Source organism: Streptomyces sp. DSM 106670 (assembly GCF_055792845.1).
The window spans coordinates 3,223,552-3,242,563 of record NZ_CM147704.1 but is presented as its reverse complement, the minus strand read 5'-3'; the positions used below and the strand labels follow the sequence as shown (position 1 = coordinate 3,242,563).

General features: G+C 72.0%; 23 protein-coding genes. 14 read left to right on the top strand and 9 right to left on the bottom strand.

Annotation, left to right across the window (positions count from 1 at the left end; translation table 11 throughout):
- Positions 1 to 46 precede the first annotated feature (46 nt).
- Genes ACSMXR_RS14330 through ACSMXR_RS14320 form a run of 3 tightly spaced genes read left to right on the top strand, consistent with a single transcriptional unit; the run spans position 47 to position 2,519 of the window.
- A complete protein-coding gene (locus ACSMXR_RS14330) occupies positions 47 to 1,213 on the top strand; it encodes a serine hydrolase domain-containing protein (RefSeq protein ID WP_337963074.1) in 1,167 nt (388 codons plus the stop codon).
- Positions 1,210 to 2,007 carry an SDR family NAD(P)-dependent oxidoreductase gene (locus tag ACSMXR_RS14325; protein WP_086779458.1) on the top strand — a complete coding sequence of 266 codons (798 nt, stop codon included), beginning with the start codon at positions 1,210 to 1,212 and terminating at the stop codon, positions 2,005 to 2,007. Before ACSMXR_RS14330 ends, ACSMXR_RS14325 begins: the two co-directional genes overlap by 4 nt.
- Positions 2,008 to 2,048: 41 nt before the next feature.
- Positions 2,049 to 2,519, top strand: a complete 471-nt coding sequence (locus ACSMXR_RS14320) for a GNAT family N-acetyltransferase (protein WP_137234642.1) — start codon at positions 2,049 to 2,051, stop codon at positions 2,517 to 2,519.
- 31 nt (positions 2,520 to 2,550) lie between these two features.
- On the opposite strand, the gene ACSMXR_RS14315 is transcribed toward ACSMXR_RS14320, so the two are convergent.
- Entirely contained in the window at positions 2,551 to 2,997 is a 447-nt protein-coding gene (locus tag ACSMXR_RS14315; RefSeq protein WP_137234641.1) for an SRPBCC family protein, read from the bottom strand.
- Between the two features lie 76 nt (positions 2,998 to 3,073).
- Here ACSMXR_RS14315 and ACSMXR_RS14310 point away from each other — a divergent pair, with 76 nt between their 5' ends.
- Positions 3,074 to 3,610: a hypothetical protein gene (locus ACSMXR_RS14310; protein ID WP_381794904.1), complete on the top strand. Its 537-nt coding sequence runs from the start codon at positions 3,074 to 3,076 to the stop codon at positions 3,608 to 3,610.
- 7 nt (positions 3,611 to 3,617) lie between these two features.
- On the opposite strand, the gene ACSMXR_RS14305 is transcribed toward ACSMXR_RS14310, so the two are convergent.
- Positions 3,618 to 4,064 carry a GNAT family N-acetyltransferase gene (locus ACSMXR_RS14305; RefSeq protein WP_473172019.1) on the bottom strand — a complete coding sequence of 149 codons (447 nt, stop codon included), beginning with the start codon at positions 4,062 to 4,064 and terminating at the stop codon, positions 3,618 to 3,620.
- Between the two features lie 120 nt (positions 4,065 to 4,184).
- Between ACSMXR_RS14305 and ACSMXR_RS14300 the strand changes: the two genes are divergently transcribed.
- Together ACSMXR_RS14300 and ACSMXR_RS14295 are read left to right on the top strand one after the other, a co-directional pair.
- Entirely contained in the window at positions 4,185 to 4,745 is a 561-nt protein-coding gene (locus ACSMXR_RS14300) for a GNAT family N-acetyltransferase (protein ID WP_473172018.1), read from the top strand.
- Positions 4,746 to 4,810: 65 nt separating this feature from the next.
- A complete protein-coding gene (locus ACSMXR_RS14295) occupies positions 4,811 to 5,701 on the top strand; it encodes an aminoglycoside phosphotransferase family protein (RefSeq protein WP_473172382.1) in 891 nt (296 codons plus the stop codon).
- Between the two features lie 17 nt (positions 5,702 to 5,718).
- Here ACSMXR_RS14295 and ACSMXR_RS14290 read toward each other — a convergent pair whose 3' ends face one another.
- Together ACSMXR_RS14290 and ACSMXR_RS14285 are read right to left on the bottom strand one after the other, a co-directional pair.
- The gene (locus ACSMXR_RS14290; protein WP_473172017.1) at positions 5,719 to 6,780 is read right to left on the bottom strand and encodes a hypothetical protein; all 1,062 of its coding nucleotides are present in this window, start codon (positions 6,778 to 6,780) and stop codon (positions 5,719 to 5,721) included.
- A 333-nt stretch (positions 6,781 to 7,113) separates the two neighbouring features.
- On the bottom strand, positions 7,114 to 7,554 hold the full coding sequence (locus tag ACSMXR_RS14285; RefSeq protein WP_381794896.1) for an ATP-binding protein: 441 nt from the start codon (positions 7,552 to 7,554) through the stop codon (positions 7,114 to 7,116).
- Positions 7,555 to 7,718: 164 nt separating this feature from the next.
- Here ACSMXR_RS14285 and ACSMXR_RS14280 point away from each other — a divergent pair, with 164 nt between their 5' ends.
- The 3 genes from ACSMXR_RS14280 to ACSMXR_RS14270 are packed head-to-tail and all read left to right on the top strand — an operon-like array spanning position 7,719 to position 9,041.
- Positions 7,719 to 8,597 (top strand): helix-turn-helix domain-containing protein, encoded by an 879-nt coding sequence (locus ACSMXR_RS14280; protein WP_218526096.1) that lies wholly within the window; start codon positions 7,719 to 7,721, stop codon positions 8,595 to 8,597.
- Complete coding sequence (locus ACSMXR_RS14275; protein ID WP_364884735.1) at positions 8,594 to 8,803, top strand: DUF397 domain-containing protein; 210 nt, start codon at positions 8,594 to 8,596, stop codon at positions 8,801 to 8,803. The genes ACSMXR_RS14280 and ACSMXR_RS14275 overlap by 4 nt, the downstream gene beginning before the upstream one ends.
- A 16-nt stretch (positions 8,804 to 8,819) precedes the next feature.
- Entirely contained in the window at positions 8,820 to 9,041 is a 222-nt protein-coding gene (locus ACSMXR_RS14270) for a DUF397 domain-containing protein (protein ID WP_473172016.1), read from the top strand.
- 8 nt (positions 9,042 to 9,049) lie between these two features.
- Here ACSMXR_RS14270 and ACSMXR_RS14265 read toward each other — a convergent pair whose 3' ends face one another.
- Genes ACSMXR_RS14265 through ACSMXR_RS14255 form a run of 3 tightly spaced genes read right to left on the bottom strand, consistent with a single transcriptional unit; the run spans position 9,050 to position 11,351 of the window.
- Positions 9,050 to 9,901 (bottom strand): EamA family transporter, encoded by an 852-nt coding sequence (locus tag ACSMXR_RS14265; protein ID WP_473172015.1) that lies wholly within the window; start codon positions 9,899 to 9,901, stop codon positions 9,050 to 9,052.
- Positions 9,898 to 10,425 (bottom strand): YbaK/EbsC family protein, encoded by a 528-nt coding sequence (locus tag ACSMXR_RS14260; RefSeq protein WP_137234631.1) that lies wholly within the window; start codon positions 10,423 to 10,425, stop codon positions 9,898 to 9,900. The genes ACSMXR_RS14265 and ACSMXR_RS14260 overlap by 4 nt, the downstream gene beginning before the upstream one ends.
- Positions 10,426 to 10,481: 56 nt before the next feature.
- A complete protein-coding gene (locus tag ACSMXR_RS14255; protein ID WP_473172014.1) occupies positions 10,482 to 11,351 on the bottom strand; it encodes an AraC family transcriptional regulator in 870 nt (289 codons plus the stop codon).
- Between the two features lie 51 nt (positions 11,352 to 11,402).
- Between ACSMXR_RS14255 and ACSMXR_RS14250 the strand changes: the two genes are divergently transcribed.
- Positions 11,403 to 12,611, top strand: a complete 1,209-nt coding sequence (locus ACSMXR_RS14250; protein WP_473172013.1) for an MFS transporter — start codon at positions 11,403 to 11,405, stop codon at positions 12,609 to 12,611.
- A 108-nt stretch (positions 12,612 to 12,719) separates the two neighbouring features.
- On the opposite strand, the gene ACSMXR_RS14245 is transcribed toward ACSMXR_RS14250, so the two are convergent.
- Complete coding sequence (locus tag ACSMXR_RS14245) at positions 12,720 to 13,592, bottom strand: esterase/lipase family protein (protein WP_240806050.1); 873 nt, start codon at positions 13,590 to 13,592, stop codon at positions 12,720 to 12,722.
- A gap of 168 nt (positions 13,593 to 13,760) precedes the next feature.
- Between ACSMXR_RS14245 and ACSMXR_RS14240 the strand changes: the two genes are divergently transcribed.
- The 3 genes from ACSMXR_RS14240 (at position 13,761) to ACSMXR_RS14230 (ending at position 17,437) form a co-directional block, all read left to right on the top strand.
- Positions 13,761 to 16,124 carry a sensor histidine kinase gene (locus tag ACSMXR_RS14240; RefSeq protein WP_473172012.1) on the top strand — a complete coding sequence of 788 codons (2,364 nt, stop codon included), beginning with the start codon at positions 13,761 to 13,763 and terminating at the stop codon, positions 16,122 to 16,124.
- Positions 16,121 to 16,777: a response regulator transcription factor gene (locus ACSMXR_RS14235; protein ID WP_364884716.1), complete on the top strand. Its 657-nt coding sequence runs from the start codon at positions 16,121 to 16,123 to the stop codon at positions 16,775 to 16,777. Before ACSMXR_RS14240 ends, ACSMXR_RS14235 begins: the two co-directional genes overlap by 4 nt.
- 81 nt (positions 16,778 to 16,858) lie before the next feature.
- Positions 16,859 to 17,437: a 3'-5' exonuclease gene (locus ACSMXR_RS14230; protein ID WP_467342796.1), complete on the top strand. Its 579-nt coding sequence runs from the start codon at positions 16,859 to 16,861 to the stop codon at positions 17,435 to 17,437.
- A 17-nt stretch (positions 17,438 to 17,454) separates the two neighbouring features.
- Here the strand turns inward: ACSMXR_RS14230 and ACSMXR_RS14225 are convergent, their stop codons facing one another.
- Positions 17,455 to 18,087, bottom strand: coding sequence for a TetR/AcrR family transcriptional regulator (locus ACSMXR_RS14225; RefSeq protein ID WP_473172381.1), 633 nt, complete (start codon positions 18,085 to 18,087; stop codon positions 17,455 to 17,457).
- 54 nt (positions 18,088 to 18,141) lie between these two features.
- Here ACSMXR_RS14225 and ACSMXR_RS14220 point away from each other — a divergent pair, with 54 nt between their 5' ends.
- Complete coding sequence (locus tag ACSMXR_RS14220; protein WP_473172011.1) at positions 18,142 to 19,005, top strand: alpha/beta fold hydrolase; 864 nt, start codon at positions 18,142 to 18,144, stop codon at positions 19,003 to 19,005.
- Positions 19,006 to 19,012: the final 7 nt, after the last annotated feature.

The following is a 19,012-nucleotide window of genomic DNA, read 5'->3' as shown; positions in this document are numbered from 1 at the left end:
GTCCAGGGCCGGGGCCGTGAACGCGTCCGGGGCCCTGGCCGGCGCCGTGGACGTACGGGGCACGGTGGCGCCCGGATTCGAACCGGTCGCGGACGCGTTCGTCCGCAACTTCGAGCAGCGCGGGGAACGCGGCGCGGCCGTCGCCGTCTACCGCCACGGGCGCAAGGTCGTCGACCTGTGGGCCGGTACGAGGGACGTCGACGGCACCGAACCGTGGGCCGTCGACACCGTCCAGATCGTCCGCTCGGCCGGCAAGGGCATCGCCGCCGCCGTCCCGCTCCTCCTCCACCAGCGCGGACAGGTCGACCTGGACGCCCCGGTCTCCACCTACTGGCCGGAGTTCAAGACGAACGGCAAGGAACGCGTCCTCGTCCGCGACCTCCTCGCCCACCGGGCCGGGGTGCCCGCCCTGGACACCGCCCTCACCCCCGCCCAGGCCGCCGACGGGGTCTCCGGGCCCGCCGCCGTCGCCGCCCAGCGCCCGCAGTGGGAGCCCGGCACCGACCACGGCTACCACGCCCAGACCTACAGCTGGCTGATCGGCGAACTGGTCCGCCGCGCCACCGGCCGTACCATCGGCCGCTGGATCGCCGAGGAGATCGCCCGCCCGCTCGGCCTCGACTTCTGGTTCGGGCTCCCCGCCGACGAGGCCCACCGCATCGGACGCATCGGCCCCGTGGAACCCCCGGCCGCGGCCGGGGCGTCGGGCGCCCTGCGCGTACGCCCCAAACGCTCCGTCGTCGAGGCGTACAACGACCCGGAGTCGCTCACCCGCCGGGCCTTCGCCGCGATCGACCCGTTCCCCGACGAGAACGACCCCGCCTACCGCGCGGCCGAACTCCCCGCGTCGGGCGGCATCGCGACCGCCCGGGGCCTGGCCCGCTGCTACGCCGCGATGATCGGCCCGGTCGACGGCCACCGCCGGCTGTTCGCCCCCGCGACGCTCACCCTGGCCCGCACCGAGGAGTCGGCGGGCCCGGACCGCGTCCTGGTCGTCAACACCCGGTTCGGCCTCGGCTACATGCTGCACGGCCCGGCCTCTCCGCTGCTGGGCCCCGGCTCCTTCGGCCACCCGGGACGCGGCGGCTCCCTCGGCTTCGCCGACCCGGAATCGGGCATCGCGCTCGGCTATGTGACCAACGGCCTCCAGAAGGGAGTCACCGCCGACCCCCGTGCCCAGGCACTGGTCAGGGCAGTACGGTCGGCGCTATGAGACACGAGCGGACATCAGCCCGGTTCGACGGCTACAGCGTTCTGATCACCGCCGCCGGCCAGGGCATAGGCGCGGCAACGGCCCGTCGCCTGGCGGCGGAAGGGGCCTCCGTCCTCGTCACCGACCTGGACGCCAAGCGCGCCGCCCACACGGCGGCGGCGATCCGCGAGGCGGGCGGCAGCGCCGCGTCCCTCGTCTGCGACGTGGCCGACCGGGCGGCGGTCGAGGCGGCGGTGGCGTACGCGGTGGAGACCTTCGGCGGCCTGGACGTCCTGGTCAACAACGCGTACGCGGCGGGCCAGGACGAGCCGCTCTTCGAGGACGAGTCGGACGCGACCTGGGAACGCGACCTGGACATCACCCTCTCCGGCCCGTTCCGCTGCGCCCGCGCCGCGCTGCCGCACCTGGTGGCCTCGGGCCGGGGCGCGATCGTCACCATCGGCTCGGTCAACGGCGAACAGGACTTCGGCGGCCACGCGTACAGCGCCGCCAAGGCGGGCCTGGCCAGCCTGACCCGTACGCTCGCGGGCCACGCGGGACCGCGCGGTGTACGCGTCAACCTGGTCGCCCCCGGCACGATCCGCACCGACGCCTGGGCGGGCCGCGACGCGGAGTTGGCCCGGGCGGCGGCCCTCTACCCGCTCGGCCGGGTCGGCACCCCCGAGGACATCGCGTCCGCCGTCGCCTTCCTCGCCTCCACCGACGCGGCCTGGATCACCGGGACGACGCTGCGCGTGGACGGCGGGATCCTCGCGGTGAACACCGGCTTCCGGCAGGCGATGGCGCAGCCGTAATTCCGTGGCCGCGTACCGCGGGGGCGACCTACCCTGCGCGGATGATCGACCACGGACACACCGACAGGACCGGCCGCCCCGTCACCCTCCACGAGGTGGACGCGGACAACTGGCGGGCGGTCGCCGACAGCGCGCCCCGCGACGACCAGCGCGACTGGGTCCCGGCCCTGGCCGCCCGCTACCTGGTACTGAGCAGCCGGGAGGACGCCTGGACCTCGCTGGCGGTCCTGGCCGGCGACCGGGTGACCGGCCACATCATGTGGGCCCGGGACGAGGAGGACGGCTCGTACTGGATCGGCGGCATGCTGATCGACGCCGCCCACCAGGGCACGGGCATCGGCGGCGCCGCCGTACGCACCCTGGCGGCCTGGCTCTCCGCCCGCGAGGACAGCACCGCCGTACGCCTCTCGTACGCCCCGGAGAACGAGGCCGCCGCCCACCTGTACACCGCGCTCGGCTTCCGGCCGACGGGGGTGGAGGAGGACGGGGAGGTGGTGGCGGAGCTGCGGTAGGACGTCAACTCGTCCGGTGAGCCCGGAGGACCTACGAGTTACGGCTCACGATCGAGTCGGCGTAGGACGCGAGATCGTCGACCCAGACCTGCAGACGCCGACTCCTGAGCGTCTGCAGGCGGGGGAGGGTGCGCCGGTAGGTCGCCGACCAGGTGATGTCGGTGCCGCCGCGCGGGTCTCGGGCCAGGTCCACGGACCCGCGATGAGAGGTGAACAGCCCCGAGGCCTGTTCGTAGCCGAACCGCTGGTCGGGAACCATCTCCACGACGCGCTCGTGGCAGTACACCCGTCCGGTGAGGGAACGGATGGTGCGCCGGTCGCCCACGCGGGCCGGTCGGTCGATTCCCGCAGGCACGTCCCACTCGACGTCGGCGTAGGCGGACCACAGCGGCCAGGACTCCGCGTGCAGGAGCGCCGCGTAGACGACGGCGGCGGACGCCGATGAGTGCGAAGAGGCGGTGACAGTGAGGGACGACACCCCGACAAGGTAGACCGACGGCACAAGCGCGCGAACGCCCGGGGGAATGGCCGGTTCCTCACCTAGGCTCCCGCTCATGTTCAAGTCAGGGGTGGGATTCCTCGCGTTGTTCGGACTCGGCTGGTGGCTGCTGGCCACGAGCGCGTTCGGCGGCACGGTCCGGCTGGTCGAGGTGGTGGCCGGCTGTGCGGTCACGGTGGGGCTGATGCTCGCCGCGCGCCGTTTCCTTCCCGCTTCGGCCGGAGGGCCGTTCCCCGCCGACCGGCGACGGTGGTTCAACCGGATCAACGGTCTCCAGTGGCTGCTGATCGTCGCCATCGCGGTGGTGTGCTCGCGCGCCGGGGCGCCGGTGCTGATTCCCCCGCTGGTCGCGCTGGTCGTCGGGGCGCACTTCCTCCCGCTCGCCGCGGTGTTCGAGCAGCCCCGGCTCCGGGTGCCCGCGGCACTGCTGGTCGCGGCCGGATCGGCGGGCCTGGCCGTATGGCTGGCGGACGGCCCGGACAGCACGGTTCGCCTGACCGTGGGCCTCGTCTCCGCTCTCAGCCTGTGGGGCACGGCCCTGTGGACGGTCGCCGGGGCGGCTTCCGCCGCCGGGCGTGGTGTCACGGAGTAAGGGCCGGTCAGGTCGTCGGGCTCAGGATCATCAGCATCTTCGGGTCGGACACCGGGACGAACCCGACCTTCGCGTACAACTCGTGGGCGTCGAGCGTGGCGAGGAGGATCCGCTTGAGTTCGTACGGGGCGAGGTGGTCGCGCACGGCGGTCGCCAGGAGTACGCCGAGGCCCCGGCCGCGGTGCGCGGGGTCCACGTAGACGTCGCAGAGCCAGGCGAAGGTGGCAAGGTCCGTGACGACCCGGGCGTAGGCGACCTGCGTCCCCCCGCCGTCGTACACACCGAAGTTGAGCGATCCGCGCAGGGACCGCTCGACGAGGTCCCGGCTGCGGCCGAGCGCCCAGAAGGCGTCGGTGGAGAGCCAGTGGTGTACGCGATCGAGGTCGATGCGGTCCGGGTCGGTGTCGACCTCGTACGCGTCTTCGCCGGTCCGGGCGTCGGTCGTGGTGGTCATGGGCCGGGATGGTAGTCGCGGCGCGGAGACCCAGCTGAAGCTGGGGTGGCCGTCCGTGATGCCCGACACCGCCGGACAAATGGATGGCAGGGTCGGGCGTCACTCGGCAGGATGCTCCGCATGACGCTGCCCACGCCCGAACTGCACACCGCGCGCCTGCGGCTGCGGCCGTTCACCGACGCCGACGCCGAACCGCTCTACGCCCTGCAGAGCAACGCCCACGTACTGCGCTACTGGGACTCCCCGCCATGGACCGAACCGGCCCGCGCCCAGCGCTTCCTCGCGACCTGCCGGAGGATCGAGGAGGAAGGCTCGGGAGCGCGGATGGCCGTCGACCGCGTCTCCGACGGCTCGTTCATCGGCTGGTGCGGCCTGTTCAGTTGGAACCCTGACTTCCGCAGCGCGTCCCTCTGCTACGTCCTCGACGCCACCGCATGGGGCAACGGCTACGCCACGGAGACCGCGCACGCCGTCCTGCGGTGGGCGTACGACACTCTGGACCTGAACCGCGTACAGGCCGAGACCGACACCCGCAACGTGGGGTCCGCCCGGGTCCTGGAGAAGCTCGGCTTCGTCCGCGAAGGCACGCTCCGCGAGGACTGCGTCGTCAACGGCGACGTCTCCGACTCCTGGGTCTTCGGCCTCCTCCGCCGCGACTGGGACGCGACGGCCGACCACTAGGACCGGGAGCTGAACCGGTGAACGTTCCCGACGCGTTGGCCGCCGACGAGGTCCCGCAGCGCCTGATGGCGTCGTACGCCACGGGCTTCGGCGAGGAAGGGAGAGCCTGGATCGCCGAACTGCCCTCCCTGGCCACGGACATACTGGGACGCTGGCAGCTGCGGCGGGACGGTGCGGTCCGGTCCGGCCAGGCCTCCTTGGTGGTGCCGGTACTGCGCCACGACGGCACGCGCGCGGTTCTCAAACTCCAGATGCCCAGGGAGGAGACCGCCGCCGCGCTGATCGGGCTCCGTACCTGGAACGGCGACGGAACGGTCCGGCTGCTCGATCACGACCCCGCGAGCAGCAGCATGCTTCTGGAACGGCTCGACGGATCCCGCACCCTGGCCTCCGTCGACGATGACGACGCGGCGATGGGCATCCTCGCCGGACTGCACGCGCGGCTGGTCGCGGTCCCCGCGCCGCAGGGACTGCGCGGCCTCGGCGACGTGGCCGCAGCGATGCTGGAGCAGGCCCCGCAGGCGATCGCTCAGCTGACCGACCCGGCCGACCGGCACCTCCTGCGGGGCTGGGCGTCGGCCGTCGCCGAACTGGCCGACGACCCCGGAGACCGGTTGCTGCACTGGGATCTCCACTACGACAACGTTCTTGCCGCGCAGCGTGAGCCGTGGCTCGCCATCGACCCCGAACCGCTCGCCGGCGACCCGGGGTTCGACCTGTGGCCCGCCCTGGACAGCCGGTGGGACGACGTCGTCGTCGCGCAGGGCGAGCCGCTGCGCGTGGTGCGACGCCGGTTCGACCTGCTCACCGAAGCCCTCGGCCTGGACCGCGCCCGGGCCGCCGGCTGGACGCTGGGGCGGCTGCTGCAGAACGCCCTCTGGGACATCGAGGACGGCGAGACCCGGCTCGCCCCGTCCGCCGTGGTGATGGCGGAGGCACTGGGCAACCATCGGTGACCTCGGCGCGCGGCCGGTCAGGCGGCGGCGGCCTGTGCGTGTTCTGCGTGTTCTTCGTGTTCTGCACGGACTTCGCGGCAGTCGCGGCAGTGGCCGGGGGTGGGGGAGCGGAAGGCCCGGTCGCAGTCGTCGCAGGTCTGGAAGGGCGTGACGGTGACGCGGGGGCGAGCCAGCGCCGCGAGGTCGTCGATGCCGGGTGGCGCGGGCGGGAGCAGCGCCGTGAGCCGGTGGGCGAGCAGCTTGGCCGGGTGCTTGAGGGGGTGGGGCGGGTCGTCGGTGAGGGCACGGCGGATGGTGTCCGGACGGGCTGCGCGTTCGAGCCAGGCCGCCACTCCGGGAACCAGCCGGTGGACGTCGTCCTCGGACAGGGTGAACCGGGGTGCGTGGCGGTGCAGATCGCTGAGGAGCGCGGTGGCCGCGCGTTCGTGCTCCGGGGTGAGTTCGCTGGGCCGGGGGAGGGGCCGGCGAGACGCCTTGGGTGCGGTCGGGGGCGGTACACGCGGCACGAAGAGCGGGGCAGGCGAGGGCGGTACGGACATGGGCATGGGCGCGGGTGCCGTCTCCGGCACGGGCGACGGCAGCGGTACGGGCGGGGTCACGGCGGCCGCCTCCGGCGCGGGGGCTTGTGCGGGAGCGGCCGCCGGTACGCGTACGGGTACCGGCGCGGCGAGCCGGGGACGTAACTCCGCCGCCGGGCGACGGGGGTGCACCAGCGCGGCGGGCTGGTTGCAGAAGACGGTGCGGGTGATGACCTTCTTGCCGGGCAGCCGGTCGCGGAAGCGTTGCAGGTAGCCGTGGGCTTCGAGTTCGCGCAGGGCGGCGGCGATGCGCTTCTGGCCTTCCTTGCAGCGGGCGGCGAGCGCCTTGATGCTGACTTCGGTGCCCTGGGGGAGCGACTGGATGCGTACGGCGATGCCGACGGCGGTGCAGCTGAGGTCGGGGTGCTGGGCGAGGTGGTTGCCGACGACGGTGAAGCGGTCGGTGTGTGGGATCGCGATGTGGATCACGCCGGAGGTGGGAAGAGGTCCGGGAACCTCCGCCAGGGCGCGGGTGAGGGCAGTATTCTGCTGGGTATCCATCGGGAAGGTCCGACTTCCTTGGTGGCTAGGCCCTCGATCGGGATTGCAGTCCCGGCCGGGGGCCGAAGTGTGTGATGCGGTCTGGCGTGAGCATATGCCCGGCAACCGGGCCAAAAGCGAGCCGAGTTGGGATTTGTCACCCATGTGAGTGACGTAGCTCCGAGAGCCTCTGGGGTCCGTCAGGTGGCCACCGGGGGTGGGGTCGGGTGGGGTTCTTTCTCTTGGTTCTTTAGTAGTTGATGTCGCGCCGCAGTGGGTCGCGCCGGCGCGAGATCCGGTGGGGTCTACGAGGACCGCACCGGATCACGGCGGAGCGCGACGCGGTGACGGCGGCTACCGTACGAGCTCGATTTCCGCCCACACCGTCTTGCGGGGAACGGGGCCGGGCGTCACGCCCCAGTGGTCGGCCAACGCCTCGACGATGAGCAGACCACGCCCGGACTCCGTGTCGTCCTCGGGCGGCTTCACAGCTCCGGGGCCGGGCGGGAGGCTGTCACCGCGGGTGTCCGTGACTTCGATCCGCAGCCTGTTTGCGCTGACAGTGAGGGTGAGTTGGAAGTCCCGGCCCTTCACGCGGCCGTGGACGGTGGCGTTGGCCGCCAGCTCGGCGACGATGTGCGCCGCCGCCTCTGCCTCCGACGGGAGACCCCACGCGCCGAGATGGGCTGCGGTGAGCAACCGGGCGAGCCGGGCCCCTCGACGGGTGGGGGACAGCAGGACGGTGAACGCGCGTTCGGTGGGCGTGTGTTGGGTGCGGATGACTTCTTGGTTCATGTCACTCAGCGTGGCCGCGCGTGCGTACCGTGCCCAGAGGAAGAGCCCTTGCGTACGGACGCTGTCCGGGGCTTGTCCGGTGTTGTCCGGGCTGTCGGCAGTGACGTGCGGGGAACGGAAGCGGTTGGGACGAGAACGGCACGCACGTCGGAAGTGGGGCTCGCATGAGCGTGGTTGGCGACGGTACGGGACACGGGGGCGGCGGGGCGGACGAGCCCGGCTGGGATGTCGACCCGGACGACGAGTCGGGGGCGGCGGTGGTCGCTGCCGTGGGTCGCCAGATCAGGGCATGGCGCGAGGCGGCGGGCCTGCGGGCGGCCGAGCTGGGCTCCGTGATGGGGTACGGCGAGGACCTCATCTACAAGGTCGAGGGCGGGCGGCGCATCCCGCGCCCGGAGTTCCTGGACGGCGTGGACGTGGCGGTGGGGGCGGGTGGCAAGCTCGCGGCGATGAAGGCCGATATCGCGGAGGTGCGGTATCCGAAGAAGATCCGGGAGCTGGCGAAGCTGGAGGCCGCGGCGGTGGAGGTGCTGGCGTACGGCAACAGCAGTGTCCACGGCCTGTTGCAGACGGCCGAGTACGCGCGAGCGCTGTTCTCGATGCGCCAGCCCTCCTACCCGCAGGAGGAGATCGAGCGTGGCGTAGCCGCGCGTATGGCTCGGCAGGCCATCTTCGAGCGGTCGCCCGCCCCGACGCTCGGATTCGTCCTGGAAGAGGTGGTGCTCCGGCGTCCGCTCGGAGGCAGGATGGTGTTGCGTCGGCAGCTCGAACACCTGCTGGCGGTAAGTGAGTTGCGTAACGTCACGGTGCAGGTGATGCCGATGGGCCTGGAGGAGCACGCGGGAATCGATGGGGAGATCCAGGTGCTGAAGTTCAAGGACGGCACGGCGGTCGGGCGGTCCGAGGGGGCGTTCGGCGGGCGGCCGGTCTCGGATCCGAAGCAGGTCCGAATCCTTGATTTGCGGTGTGGCATGATCCGGGCCCAGGCCCTCACCCCTCGGGAATCGACGGCCTTCATCGAGCACGTGCTGGGAGAGACATGATGGGCAAGCCGCTTGCTGAGGACGCAGCCGGGCTGCGCTGGTTCAAGAGCAGTTACAGCGACAGCAGTAACGGCAGCGAGTGCGTCGAGGTCGCGGCCGCGCCGGACGCCGTCCACGTACGCGACTCCAAGAACGTCCAAGGCCCCCGCCTCGCCGTCACCCCTGCCGCGTGGGCGGGCTTCGTCGCGTACGCCGCAGCACACTGACTTCTTCGGGAGCGACGTGATCCAGAAGCGCTCTGCCCGGGATGCCTCCGAACTGCGCTGGTTCAGGAGCAGTTACAGCGACAGCAGCAACAGCAACGAGTGCGTCGAGGTCGCGAGTTCCCCCGACGCCGTCCACGTGCGCGACTCCAAGAACGTCCGGGGGCCCCGCCTCGCCCTCGCGCCCGCTGCGTGGGCGGCCTTCCTGCCGTACGCGGTCGATGGCGTCGAAGGCCGCTGAGCGCACCCTCAACTCGTGTGCAGCATCAGCCCGATGCCCACCACCATCAGCCCCGCCGCCGCGATCCTCGGAGCCCCGAAGCGCTCCTTGAAGAACAGCGTGCCGATCGCCGCGCCCACGATGATCGACGACTCGCGGAGTGCCGCGATCGGGGCCAGCGGGGCTCGCGTCTGAGCCCAGAGCACCAGCCCGTACGCGACCACCGAGAGGGCCGCGCCGAGCAGGCCGCGTGCCGCGAACGGCCGCAGCTGCGGCAGCAGTTCGGCGCGTCGGCGGTAGTACGCGTACGCCGGGATCGCCAGGCCCTCCAGCACCATCAGCCATGCGACGTAACCCAGCGGGGTGCCGGAGGCGCGGACGCCGACGCCGTCCACCGTCGTGTAGCCCGCGATGGCCAGGCCCGTGCCGAGGGCTGCCATGATCGCCGGCCAGTGCGGGCGTTTGCCGGAGCCCCGGATGCCCCACAGTGCCAGCCCGACCAGTCCGGCCGAGGCCACCGCCACGCCCGCCGTCGCCCAGCCGTCCGGGCGCTCGCCGACGAACACCGCCGCCAGGACCGTCACCACCAGCGGGGCTGTGCCCCGGGCGATCGGGTACATCTGGCCGAAGTCGCCCAGCGTGAACGAGCGCATCAGCAGCATCATGTACGCCACATGCAGCGCGGCCGACACCAGGAGGTACGGCCAGGCGGCCGCCGCCGGGAACGGGGCGAACAGCGCCATCGCCGCACCGATCAGCAGTCCGCCGCCGGAGATCAGCGTGAAGGAGAGCAGCTGATCCTTGATCGCGTGGGCGATGGCGTTCCAACTGGCGTGCGTGATCGCGGCTATGAGCACCGCGAGGGCGACCAGCGGGGTCACTTGGCGGGCTCGCGCACATCCGCGACCGTCGCGCCCGCGTGGGCGATCAGCGTTTTCGGGTCGAGCGGGAACACCGTGTGCGGGGTGCCCGCGGCCGCCCACACCACGGCGTGGTCGAGGAGGCGTCGGTCGGCCAGGACACGGGTCCTGGTCGCGTGGCCGAACGGGGGTACGCCTCCGATCGCGTAACCCGTCGTCTCCCGGACCAGGTCCGCGTCCGCCCGCTTGACCTTCTGCGCGCCGAGTTCGCGGCGTACCAGCTCGACGTCCACCCGGGACGACCCGTCCATCAGGACCAGTACCGGTACGCCGTCCGCCGTGAAGACCAGCGACTTGACGATCTCGCTCAGCTCGCAGCCGACCGCCGCCGCGGCCTCGACGGCGGTCCTGGTCGCGTCGGGGAAGCGGCGCACCTCGACCTGGAGGCCCAGTTCGGCCAGCGCCTCGGCGAACCGGGGGTGGGCGTGGGAGGCAGGGGCGGCGGGGGCTGCGGGAGCGGTTTCTGCGGGTTCGGGTGTGCTCATGGCTGCACGCTAGCGGTCGGTGCAGTATGCATGCGAGCGGGTTCCGGGTGGTGGGCTCACCCTGCCGGGTGCGAGCCCGGCGTGTGGCCGAAGGCGCGGCGGAAGACCTCGATGAACGCGCTCGTCGACGACCAGCCGCACTGATGCGCCACCGCGGTCACCGGCGTCCGTTCGGTCAGCAGGATCAGGGCGTGGTGGAGGCGGAGCTGGGTGCGCCACTGCGGGAACGTCATGCCGAGGTCGCTGCGGAACAGCCGGGACAGGGTCCGGTCGCCGGCCCCGATCTGGCGGCCGAGTTCGGCGAGCGTACGGCCGTCGCCGGGGTCGGCCTGCAGGACGGCGCACAGGTCGCGGAGCTGCGGCGCGGTGGGCGTGGGCAGGTGCAGCGGCTGCTGCGCGTCCGACGTGCGCAGTCGGTCGAGGAGTACCGCGCGCAGCCGGGCCCGCTCGGGGCTTTCGCCGTCGTCCTCGGCGCGGGTGTAGGCGATGAGCAGTTCGCGCAGCAGCGGGCTGACGGCGAGGACGGTCGGTGCGTCGAGGCCGAGCGGGTTCTCGCTGACGGGCAGCCCGACCAGGTGCAGGTCGAGCTCGCCGTACGCCCGGTGCGCGTGCACGACGCCGGCGGGGACCCAGATCGCGCGAGTGCCCGGGGCGACCCAGGATCCCGTGTCGGTCGTGACGGTCAGGACGCCGCGGCCCGCGTAGACGATCTGGTGGTCGTCGTGCCGGTGGGCGTCGATCGAGCCGCCGGGGGCCAGCCGACGTGTGCGGGTCGGGGCCACGGGGTCGTGACGGACGGAAGCTCCACCGGTGGTGGCCGGGTGCACGGAAGCTCCACCGGTGGTGGCCGGGCGGGCGGCCGCTTGACCGGTGGTGGATTGACCGGCGGCCGCTTGACCGGCGGCGTGGCGGATGTTCGGCATCATCTGGCAGATTATCGAAAGCGCGACAGAGCGCCCCGGCCGGACCATGGCGGGATGCGAAGGAACACGCCGATCGTTCTGCTGTCCGTGGGCCATGCCTGCGTCGACGTCTACCAAGGCTGCGTCGCGGCCCTGGTGCCGTTCTTCATCGCCGAGCGTGCCTACTCGCTCGCGGTCGCCTCGGGCATCGTGCTGGCCGCCTCGCTGCTGTCCTCGGTGGCGCAGCCGGTGTTCGGGGTGCTCACCGACCGGTGGGCCATGCCGTGGCTGCTGCCGGTCAGCACCCTGCTCGGCGGGGTCGGCATCGCGCTGAGCGGGCTGAGCGGTTCCTACCCGCTCACGCTCGCGTTCGTGGCGCTGTCGGGGATCGGGGTGGCCGCCTACCACCCCGAATCCGCCCGTGTCGCCCGTATCGCTGCCCGGGGCAGCCACCGGGCGATGGGCTGGTTCTCCATGGGCGGCACGGTCGGCTTCGCCCTGGCCCCGCTCATGGTCGCCGCCGCGATGACCGCCGGCGGGCTGCGGTGGACGCCCCTGCTCGTGCTGCCGGCCCTCGCCGGAGCCGCGCTGTGCCTGCCGGTGGTGCGCGTCCTGCAACAGCGGCAGGCCACCGAAGGCTCCGGTACGACACCGGCGGCCGGGAGCGACGACGTCGCCTCCTTCGTGAAGCTGTCCCTGGCCGTGGTCTTCCGGTCGATCGCGTTCATCGGCCTGAGCACCTTCATCGCGCTGTACGCCCGTCAGCGCCTGGGCGGCGGTACGGCCGTGGGCACCGCGGCCCTGACCGTGCTCTACCTGGGCAGTACGGTCGGCTCGGTGCTCGGCGGATCCCTGGCCGCCCGGTGGGACCGGGTGGTGGTCGCGCGCTGGTCGTACCTGATCTCGGCCGTGGCCGTCGCGGGCGTGGTGTGGGTGCCGGGACCGGCCTTCTACCTGTTCGTGGCGCTGACCTCGGCGGGCCTGTACGTACCCTTCTCACTCCAAGTGACGCTCGGCCAGGACTACTTGCCCTCCCGGGTCGGCACCGCCAGCGGGATCACCCTCGGCCTGACCGTCAGCATCGGCGGCCTGGCCAGCCCCGCGATCGGCGGCCTCGCCGACGCCACGTCCCTGCGGACCGCCCTGGCGCCTCTGGCACTGATGCCGCTGCTGAGCTGGCTGTTCTTCCGGACCTTGCCCGAACCGGGCGTGCCACGCGCCGAGTTGTTGCCGGAGGACACCGCCGTCGCGCGCTCCGGGGGCGGGGCGGCGAAACCTGGGTGACCATGCGTGTGCACCGCATGAACCGCGTTCGCCACGTGAAAGGTGCGGCCGCCCTTGCCGGGGCGACCGCACCTTTCTTTGTTCTGCGGCTCAGCGGATATGCGGATATCAGGTCGTCGCGTGCCAGTAGACCGCCAGGCGTGCCTGTTCCACGGGCGAGACGCGCTTGTGGAACTTGGTCCACTTCGTGGAGTACTTGATCCTGCCGTTGTACGAACCGGTGGTCTTGGTGATGAGTTGGCCGTGATTGATTCCGGCCTTGTACTGGACTTCGTGGTTCGCGGTGCCCGCGATGCCGGAGGACTCGGAGACGGTTCCGTCGTTGTACGAGGAGACCGTGGTCCAGTCGGTGCTCATGTTGCCCTTCTTGGTGGTGCTCGGCATCTTGCTCCCGAGCGCCTTGAGGAAGGCGCTACCCGGCTTCATGTCCAAGCACTGCTTGGCCTTTCCGCAGAGCGTCACCCTGCTCTTGGTGATTCCGGCGTGCGGGGTGCCCAGCGTGACGACGTCCTCGATGTAGAGCTTGTCCGGGAAGCCCTTGGCGCCCTTGTGGGTGTAGTGCAGGGCGGCGCGGACGACGAGACCGCCCATGGAGTGGGCTACGACGTCGACCTTGATGCCCTTCTTCGTGTAGTTCTTGGAGACGTAGTTCGCGAACTTCTTGGCCACGTCCTTGATGGGCGTATTGCGGTCACCGCTGACATTGGCCGAGCACTTCTTGTTCTTCGTGTAGTAGCCGAAGGTGAGCAGGTTCCCCTTCCACTTCTTGTTCGTGAAGTGCTTGCGGGCGTCCTTGAACGTCTTGGTGCAGTCGTGCTTGCCGACGGGGGAGTGCCCGTGGACGAAGATGACCCGGGTGCTCGCGCTGTCCGACCGGGACGGCTTGCCCGCCGCGCCGGCCGGTGCGACGGCGAGCATGGTGAGGACGGCTGACAGCGCCGCGGCGAGAAGCAGCGTGAACCGCCTCTGAGTTCTCTGCATGGAATGTTCCCCGTTTCCCCGTTGTCGCGTCTCCGCGTGTGGCTCGTGTGGCTCGTGTCGGGCACGCTAGCCCGGCCCGGTCGCGGGGTGTGCCGGTCGTTCGCCCCACATCCGGTGCCGCTCGTTCGCCGGTCAACTAACCTCGCCCTCATGCGGCGTGGGGGTCACGTGGGAAACAGCGAGCGCCTGGTGAACCGGACCGTCGAGCGGTACGGGGTGTGGCTCAGGTCCGCCGTGGTCCTTCTGTGCGGTGCGCTGGGCCTGGTCTGGGCGGACGCGTCGGATGTGCCCCGGGCGCTGGCGCTGCTGGCACCGGCTGTCCTCGCCTGCGGTGTACGTCTTCGGGCGCTGCGCCGTCCGCTTCCGCTCGCCCTGCTCTGGACGCTGGACGCGGCGGTGGTCGCGCTGTTGGGGCTCGCACAGCCCGTTCTCGGCGGTGAGGGCGCGAACGCGATGGTGGAGGTGGCCGTCGGCATCAGCGTCATCGCGTTCCAGTTCGAGTGGGCGACGCGTCCGGTGGCCGGGGCCGCGCTGGCGGTGGTGGGGGGCGTCGCCTGTGTGCTGGGTGACCTTCTCTCCTCGCCCGCGCACGGTCCCGACGTGGTGCCCCTGGTGCGGATGCTGATCCAGGTGGGCCTGTCGAGGGCGGGCTACCTCATCGTCCGGGCGCGGGCCAGGGCGGCCGACCGGTCGGCCGCGGTGAGGGCCGCCCTGCGCCGGGAGGCCGACGTCGCCGCGGCGCGGCGGGCGACCGAGCGCGAGTACCTGGCGACCTTGCACGACACGGCCAGCGCGACCCTGCTGATGGTCTCCCAGGGCGACAGCCGGGACTGGTCGTGGCTTCCCCCACGTGCCCGGCAGGACCTGGAGGCGCTGTCCGCCATGCCCGGGTTCGAGACGGGGAGCGTCGACCTCGCGGCGCTTCTGAGCTGTGTGCCCGAGGGGGAGGGGCAGGCCAGGGTGCGGCTCACGACGCACATCGAAGGGCCGCTCGCGATTCCCTCCGGCCCGGGTCTCGCGATATTCAACGGCGTCCGGGAAGCCGTCACCAATGTGTCACGCCACTCCGGGGTGCGGGAGGCGGAACTCAGAGCGTGGAGAGGGGAGAGCGACGGCGTCGTCGTTGTCGAACTGTCGGACGCGGGACGGGGCTTCGACCTTGACTCCGTCCCGATGCATCGCCGGGGCATCTCCGGCTCCATCATCGGCAGGATGCGCGCGGTCGAAGGCACCGCCTCCATCGCCTCGCGTCCGGGCGCCGGAACCCGCGTGCGGTGGCGCTGGCCCGACCGGGACCGGGACCGGGAGCCACGCACGGGGGACGAGGGGCGAGCCGCGGACGTACCGTGCCCGCCCCGTACCCCGGCACAGCACACGGCGGCGGTCCGCTTCATCCGCGGACAGCTCCTCTACGGGGCCCAGCTGGTCGCCCTGCTGATCTGCCTGGTGTGGCAGTTCACCATCTCGCTGCGCCGGCTCCTGGCCCACCAGGACGTGTACGACCCCGCGTGGGCGCAGACGGCCGCCTTCCTCGGCCTCGTCGCCGTCGCGGTGACCGGCGGCGCCTGTCTGCTGCGCGGCAGGCGGATCCCGCCGGGGGTGCGCGGCTGGTGCCTGGGTGCGGTGCTGGCGGTCTCGGCGGTGAGCGCGTACACGCTTCCTCCGGGTCACTCGACGGGTCCGGCGGACTGGGCGTTCGGAGTGGTCGGCTGGCATGCGTTGTTCCTGCTGGCGGACCTGAGGGTCAGGGTGTACGCGGCATTCCTCGGGGCGCACATAGGGATCAACGCGGCGGCCGTGGTCTGGCACGGGGCGCCGGCCGCCGCCGAGGCGGCCGTTCTGGGGCTCGCCACGATTGGCAGCTGCGGCCTCCAGCTCGCCATCGGCGTCCTGATGACGCATCTGCTCCGCGACACCGCGCCGGCGGCGGGGTCGGCGGCCGCGCGGGAGGAGGAACTGCGCACCCGGGAACGTATCCACGAGCACCTGCAGAGCGACCACAAGGAGCGCTACCGCGCGCTGACGGCGACGACGGTGCCGTTGCTGGTGGGCCTCGGCCACGGTGTACTGAGCCCGCACGACGAGGAGGTCAGGCTGCGGTGCGGCGTGGAGGGCGCCCGTATGCGCCGCCTGTTCGCCGAGGGCGATGCCGTCGCCGACCCGCTGCTGAACGAGTTGCGGGCCTGCGTCGAGGTGGCCGAACACCAGGGCGTGAAGGTGAACCTGGCCGTGCGCGGCAGGCCGGGCGAGGTGCCCGTGGAGGTACGCAGGGAGCTGATCGACCCGGTGGCGGTGACTCTGGGCCGTACCCGCTCCGCCGCGCGCGTGACGGTCGTATGGACCCCCGGCGCCGTCCGCGTGAGCGTCGTCGGCGTCGACTGCGCGGACGACCGCACCGAGGCGGCGGCCGTCCCGTCGCAGAGCCGCGCCGCGGACCCGCACGTGTCCGTGGTAAGAACCAGACGCGGTGAAAGCGTGTGGGCAGAAGCGAGTTGGAGTAGATCGGTGTCATCGGGAGTTGTCCTGCCATGAGTAACGACGCACCGGTCAGCGTGGTCGTCATCGACGACCATCCGGCCATCCTCTCGGGCGTGGAGATGTGGTACAGCGCTTCACCACGGCCCATCACCGTGGTCGCGGCGGGAGCCTCCGTACGGGAGGCCTGGACCGCCCCGGGCAGTACGGCCGATGTGATCGTCCTGGATCTGCAACTGGGCGAGACCGTCCCCGCCTTCAGCAGCCTCCGCAGACTCGTCGACGCCGGGCGGCAGGTGGTCGTCTACTCGATGCGGGACGACGAGAAGACCGCGCTCACCTGCCTGGACCTCGGAGCCGCGACCTTCCTGACCAAGAGCGAGGGCCAGGAGCACCTGGTCGAGGCGACCCTGGCGGCGGCCGACGAGCGGCCCTACATGCCGCCCGCGCTGGCCGGCGCGCTGGGCACGAACGCCCGCGCGGACCGCCCGCAGCTCTCCTCGCGCGAGGAGAACGTGCTCATCGAGTGGTTCCAGTCGGAGTCGAAGGAGCTGGTCGCGCAGCGCCTCGGCATCTCCGTACGGACGGTCAACTCCTACCTGGACCGGGTGCGGATCAAGTACGCGAACGTCGGCCGCCCCGCCCGGACCAAGGCGAGCCTGGTGGCCCGGGCCGTCCAGGACGGCCTCGTCGACGTGGACGACCTCTGAGAGGCCGTGAGAGGCCGCGAGAGGTCGTGAAACCCGGGTGACCCGGGGCGGCGGCGCTTCTACGCTCGCCCCATGGACGTGATGGACATGGGGGAGCAGGGCGAACATCTGCTGAACGTCGTCGATGTCGAGGCGACCTGCTGGGAGGCCCAGCCGCCGCCCGGCCAGGTGAGCGAGATCATCGAGATCGGTCTCACCGTCGTCGACCTGCGCGCGGGCGAACGGCTCGCCAAGCACCGGCTGTTGGTCCGGCCCGCGCGTTCGAAGGTCAGCCCGTTCTGCACGGAGCTGACCGGGCTGACGCAGGCGGAGGTGGACGGCGGCCTGCCGTTCGCCGAGGCCTGCCGGGTGCTGGCCGCCGAGCACCGTACGGGGCTGCTGCCCTGGGCCAGTTGGGGCGACTACGACCGTAACCAGTTCACCCGCCAGTGCCGGGCGACGGGTACGGAGTACCCCTTCGGGCAGCGGCACACGAACGCCAAGATCGCCTTCACCGCCGCGTACGGGCTGCGCCGCCGCCCCGGCATGGCCCAGGCGCTGACGGTGGCCGGCCTCCCGCTGGAGGGCCGCCACCACCGGGGCGACGACGACGCGTGGAACATCGCCGCCCTGGTGCTGGACCTGGCGGGGCGGGGGGAGTGGGCGGCGGCCGGGGAGTAGGTGGTGTTCCGCCGGTCCTACGTCGCGGCGGGACGCGGGCGGGCCTGTGGGGCGGGGCCGAACAGCTCGTCCAGGTGGTGGTGCAGGACGTCGGAAGCCGCCGCACCGGTGCGCTGGCCGCCCAGCACGCTCGCGCCGAGGCCGTTGACCATGGCCAGCAGTCCGGCGGCCACCATGGCGGGATCCTTCCCGGGGCCCACCGCGCCGGCCTCCTGCGCCAGGCGGAGCTGTTCGGCGAGGAAGCCCTCCAGCAGGGCGGGTTGGGGGATGGCGTGCTCCTCCAGCGAGCTGTCACCGAGGACGAGCGCGTAGTAGGCGGCGTAGATCCGGCTGATCTGACGGCTCTCCTCGTCGGTCGGCAGGATGCTGGAGAGGATGGCCGTGACCGTGGAGCGTGGCTGCGGCGGAGAGCCCGCGGCGCGGACCCATCGGTCCATACGGGCCTGGAACCGGGTGCCGAGCCGGGCGAGGGCGTCCAGCACCAGGGCCTGCTTGGTCGTGAAGTAGTACTGCACCAGCCGGAGGGAGACGCCCGCCTCGGCGGCGACCGCCCGCATGCTCACCGACTGAAGTCCCTCGGCGGCGGCGATACGCAGCAGAGCCTCCGCGATCTGTTTTCTGCGTTCCTCGTGATCGACGCGCGCGGCGATGGTCCGACCTCCCGCTAGTGGTACACGTGTACCAAGGTGTGATACGTCTGTACCATGAGCATAGGCGAGTTCAGGAACGACAAGAGCCGCGAGCGTTTCCACGCCGTCTACGGACGCCTGCTCGGCCGGCTCTGGCCGGGCGCCGGAGACCCCCTCGACCTGCCGACGTCCTTCGGCACCACCCGCGTCCACCGTGCCGGACCGCCCTGCTCCGACCCGGTCGTCCTGCTGTCGGGCGCCAACGGCAACTCCCTGATGTGGCACCGGTACATCGAGCCGATCGCCCGCCGTCGTACGGTGATCGCCGTCGACACGGTCGGCGAGCCGGGCGCCAGTGTCCAGAGCGCGCCCCTGACCGGCGCCGAGGACGGCGCCCGCTGGCTGGAGGAGGTACTCACCGGCCTGGAGGCCACCGCCGCCCATGTGGTCGGCTGCTCCTACGGCGGCTGGCTGGCGCTCGGCCATCAGATGCACCACCCGGGCCGCACGGCCGCCCTCACCCTCGTGGAACCCGCCGGATTCGAGGACCCCGGCCGCCGCTTCTACGCCTGGCTCGTCGCCGGCGGTCTGGCGGGCATGGCGCCCCGCGCGCTGAGGCCCTGGCTCGCCCGCCGGGTCGGCAACAGCGCCATCCTGGAGACCGAGCTGATGGAACTGGGCCGGGCCTCCGTCGGCTTCCGGCGCGCCCTTCCACCGGCGCGGGTCTTCTCCGACGAGGAGTTGCGCCGGGTGCGGGTCCCCGCGCTCTTCCTGCTGGGGGAGCGGAGCACCCTGCACGACGCACGCGAGGTCGCCGAGCGGGTGCGGGCCCTCATGCCCACCGCCGAGGCGGAGATCGTGCCCGGTACGGGCCACGCCCTGCCGACCGACGATCCGGAGCTGGTGATCACCCGCATCCTGCGGGGCGCGGCAGTGTGACGGCGTC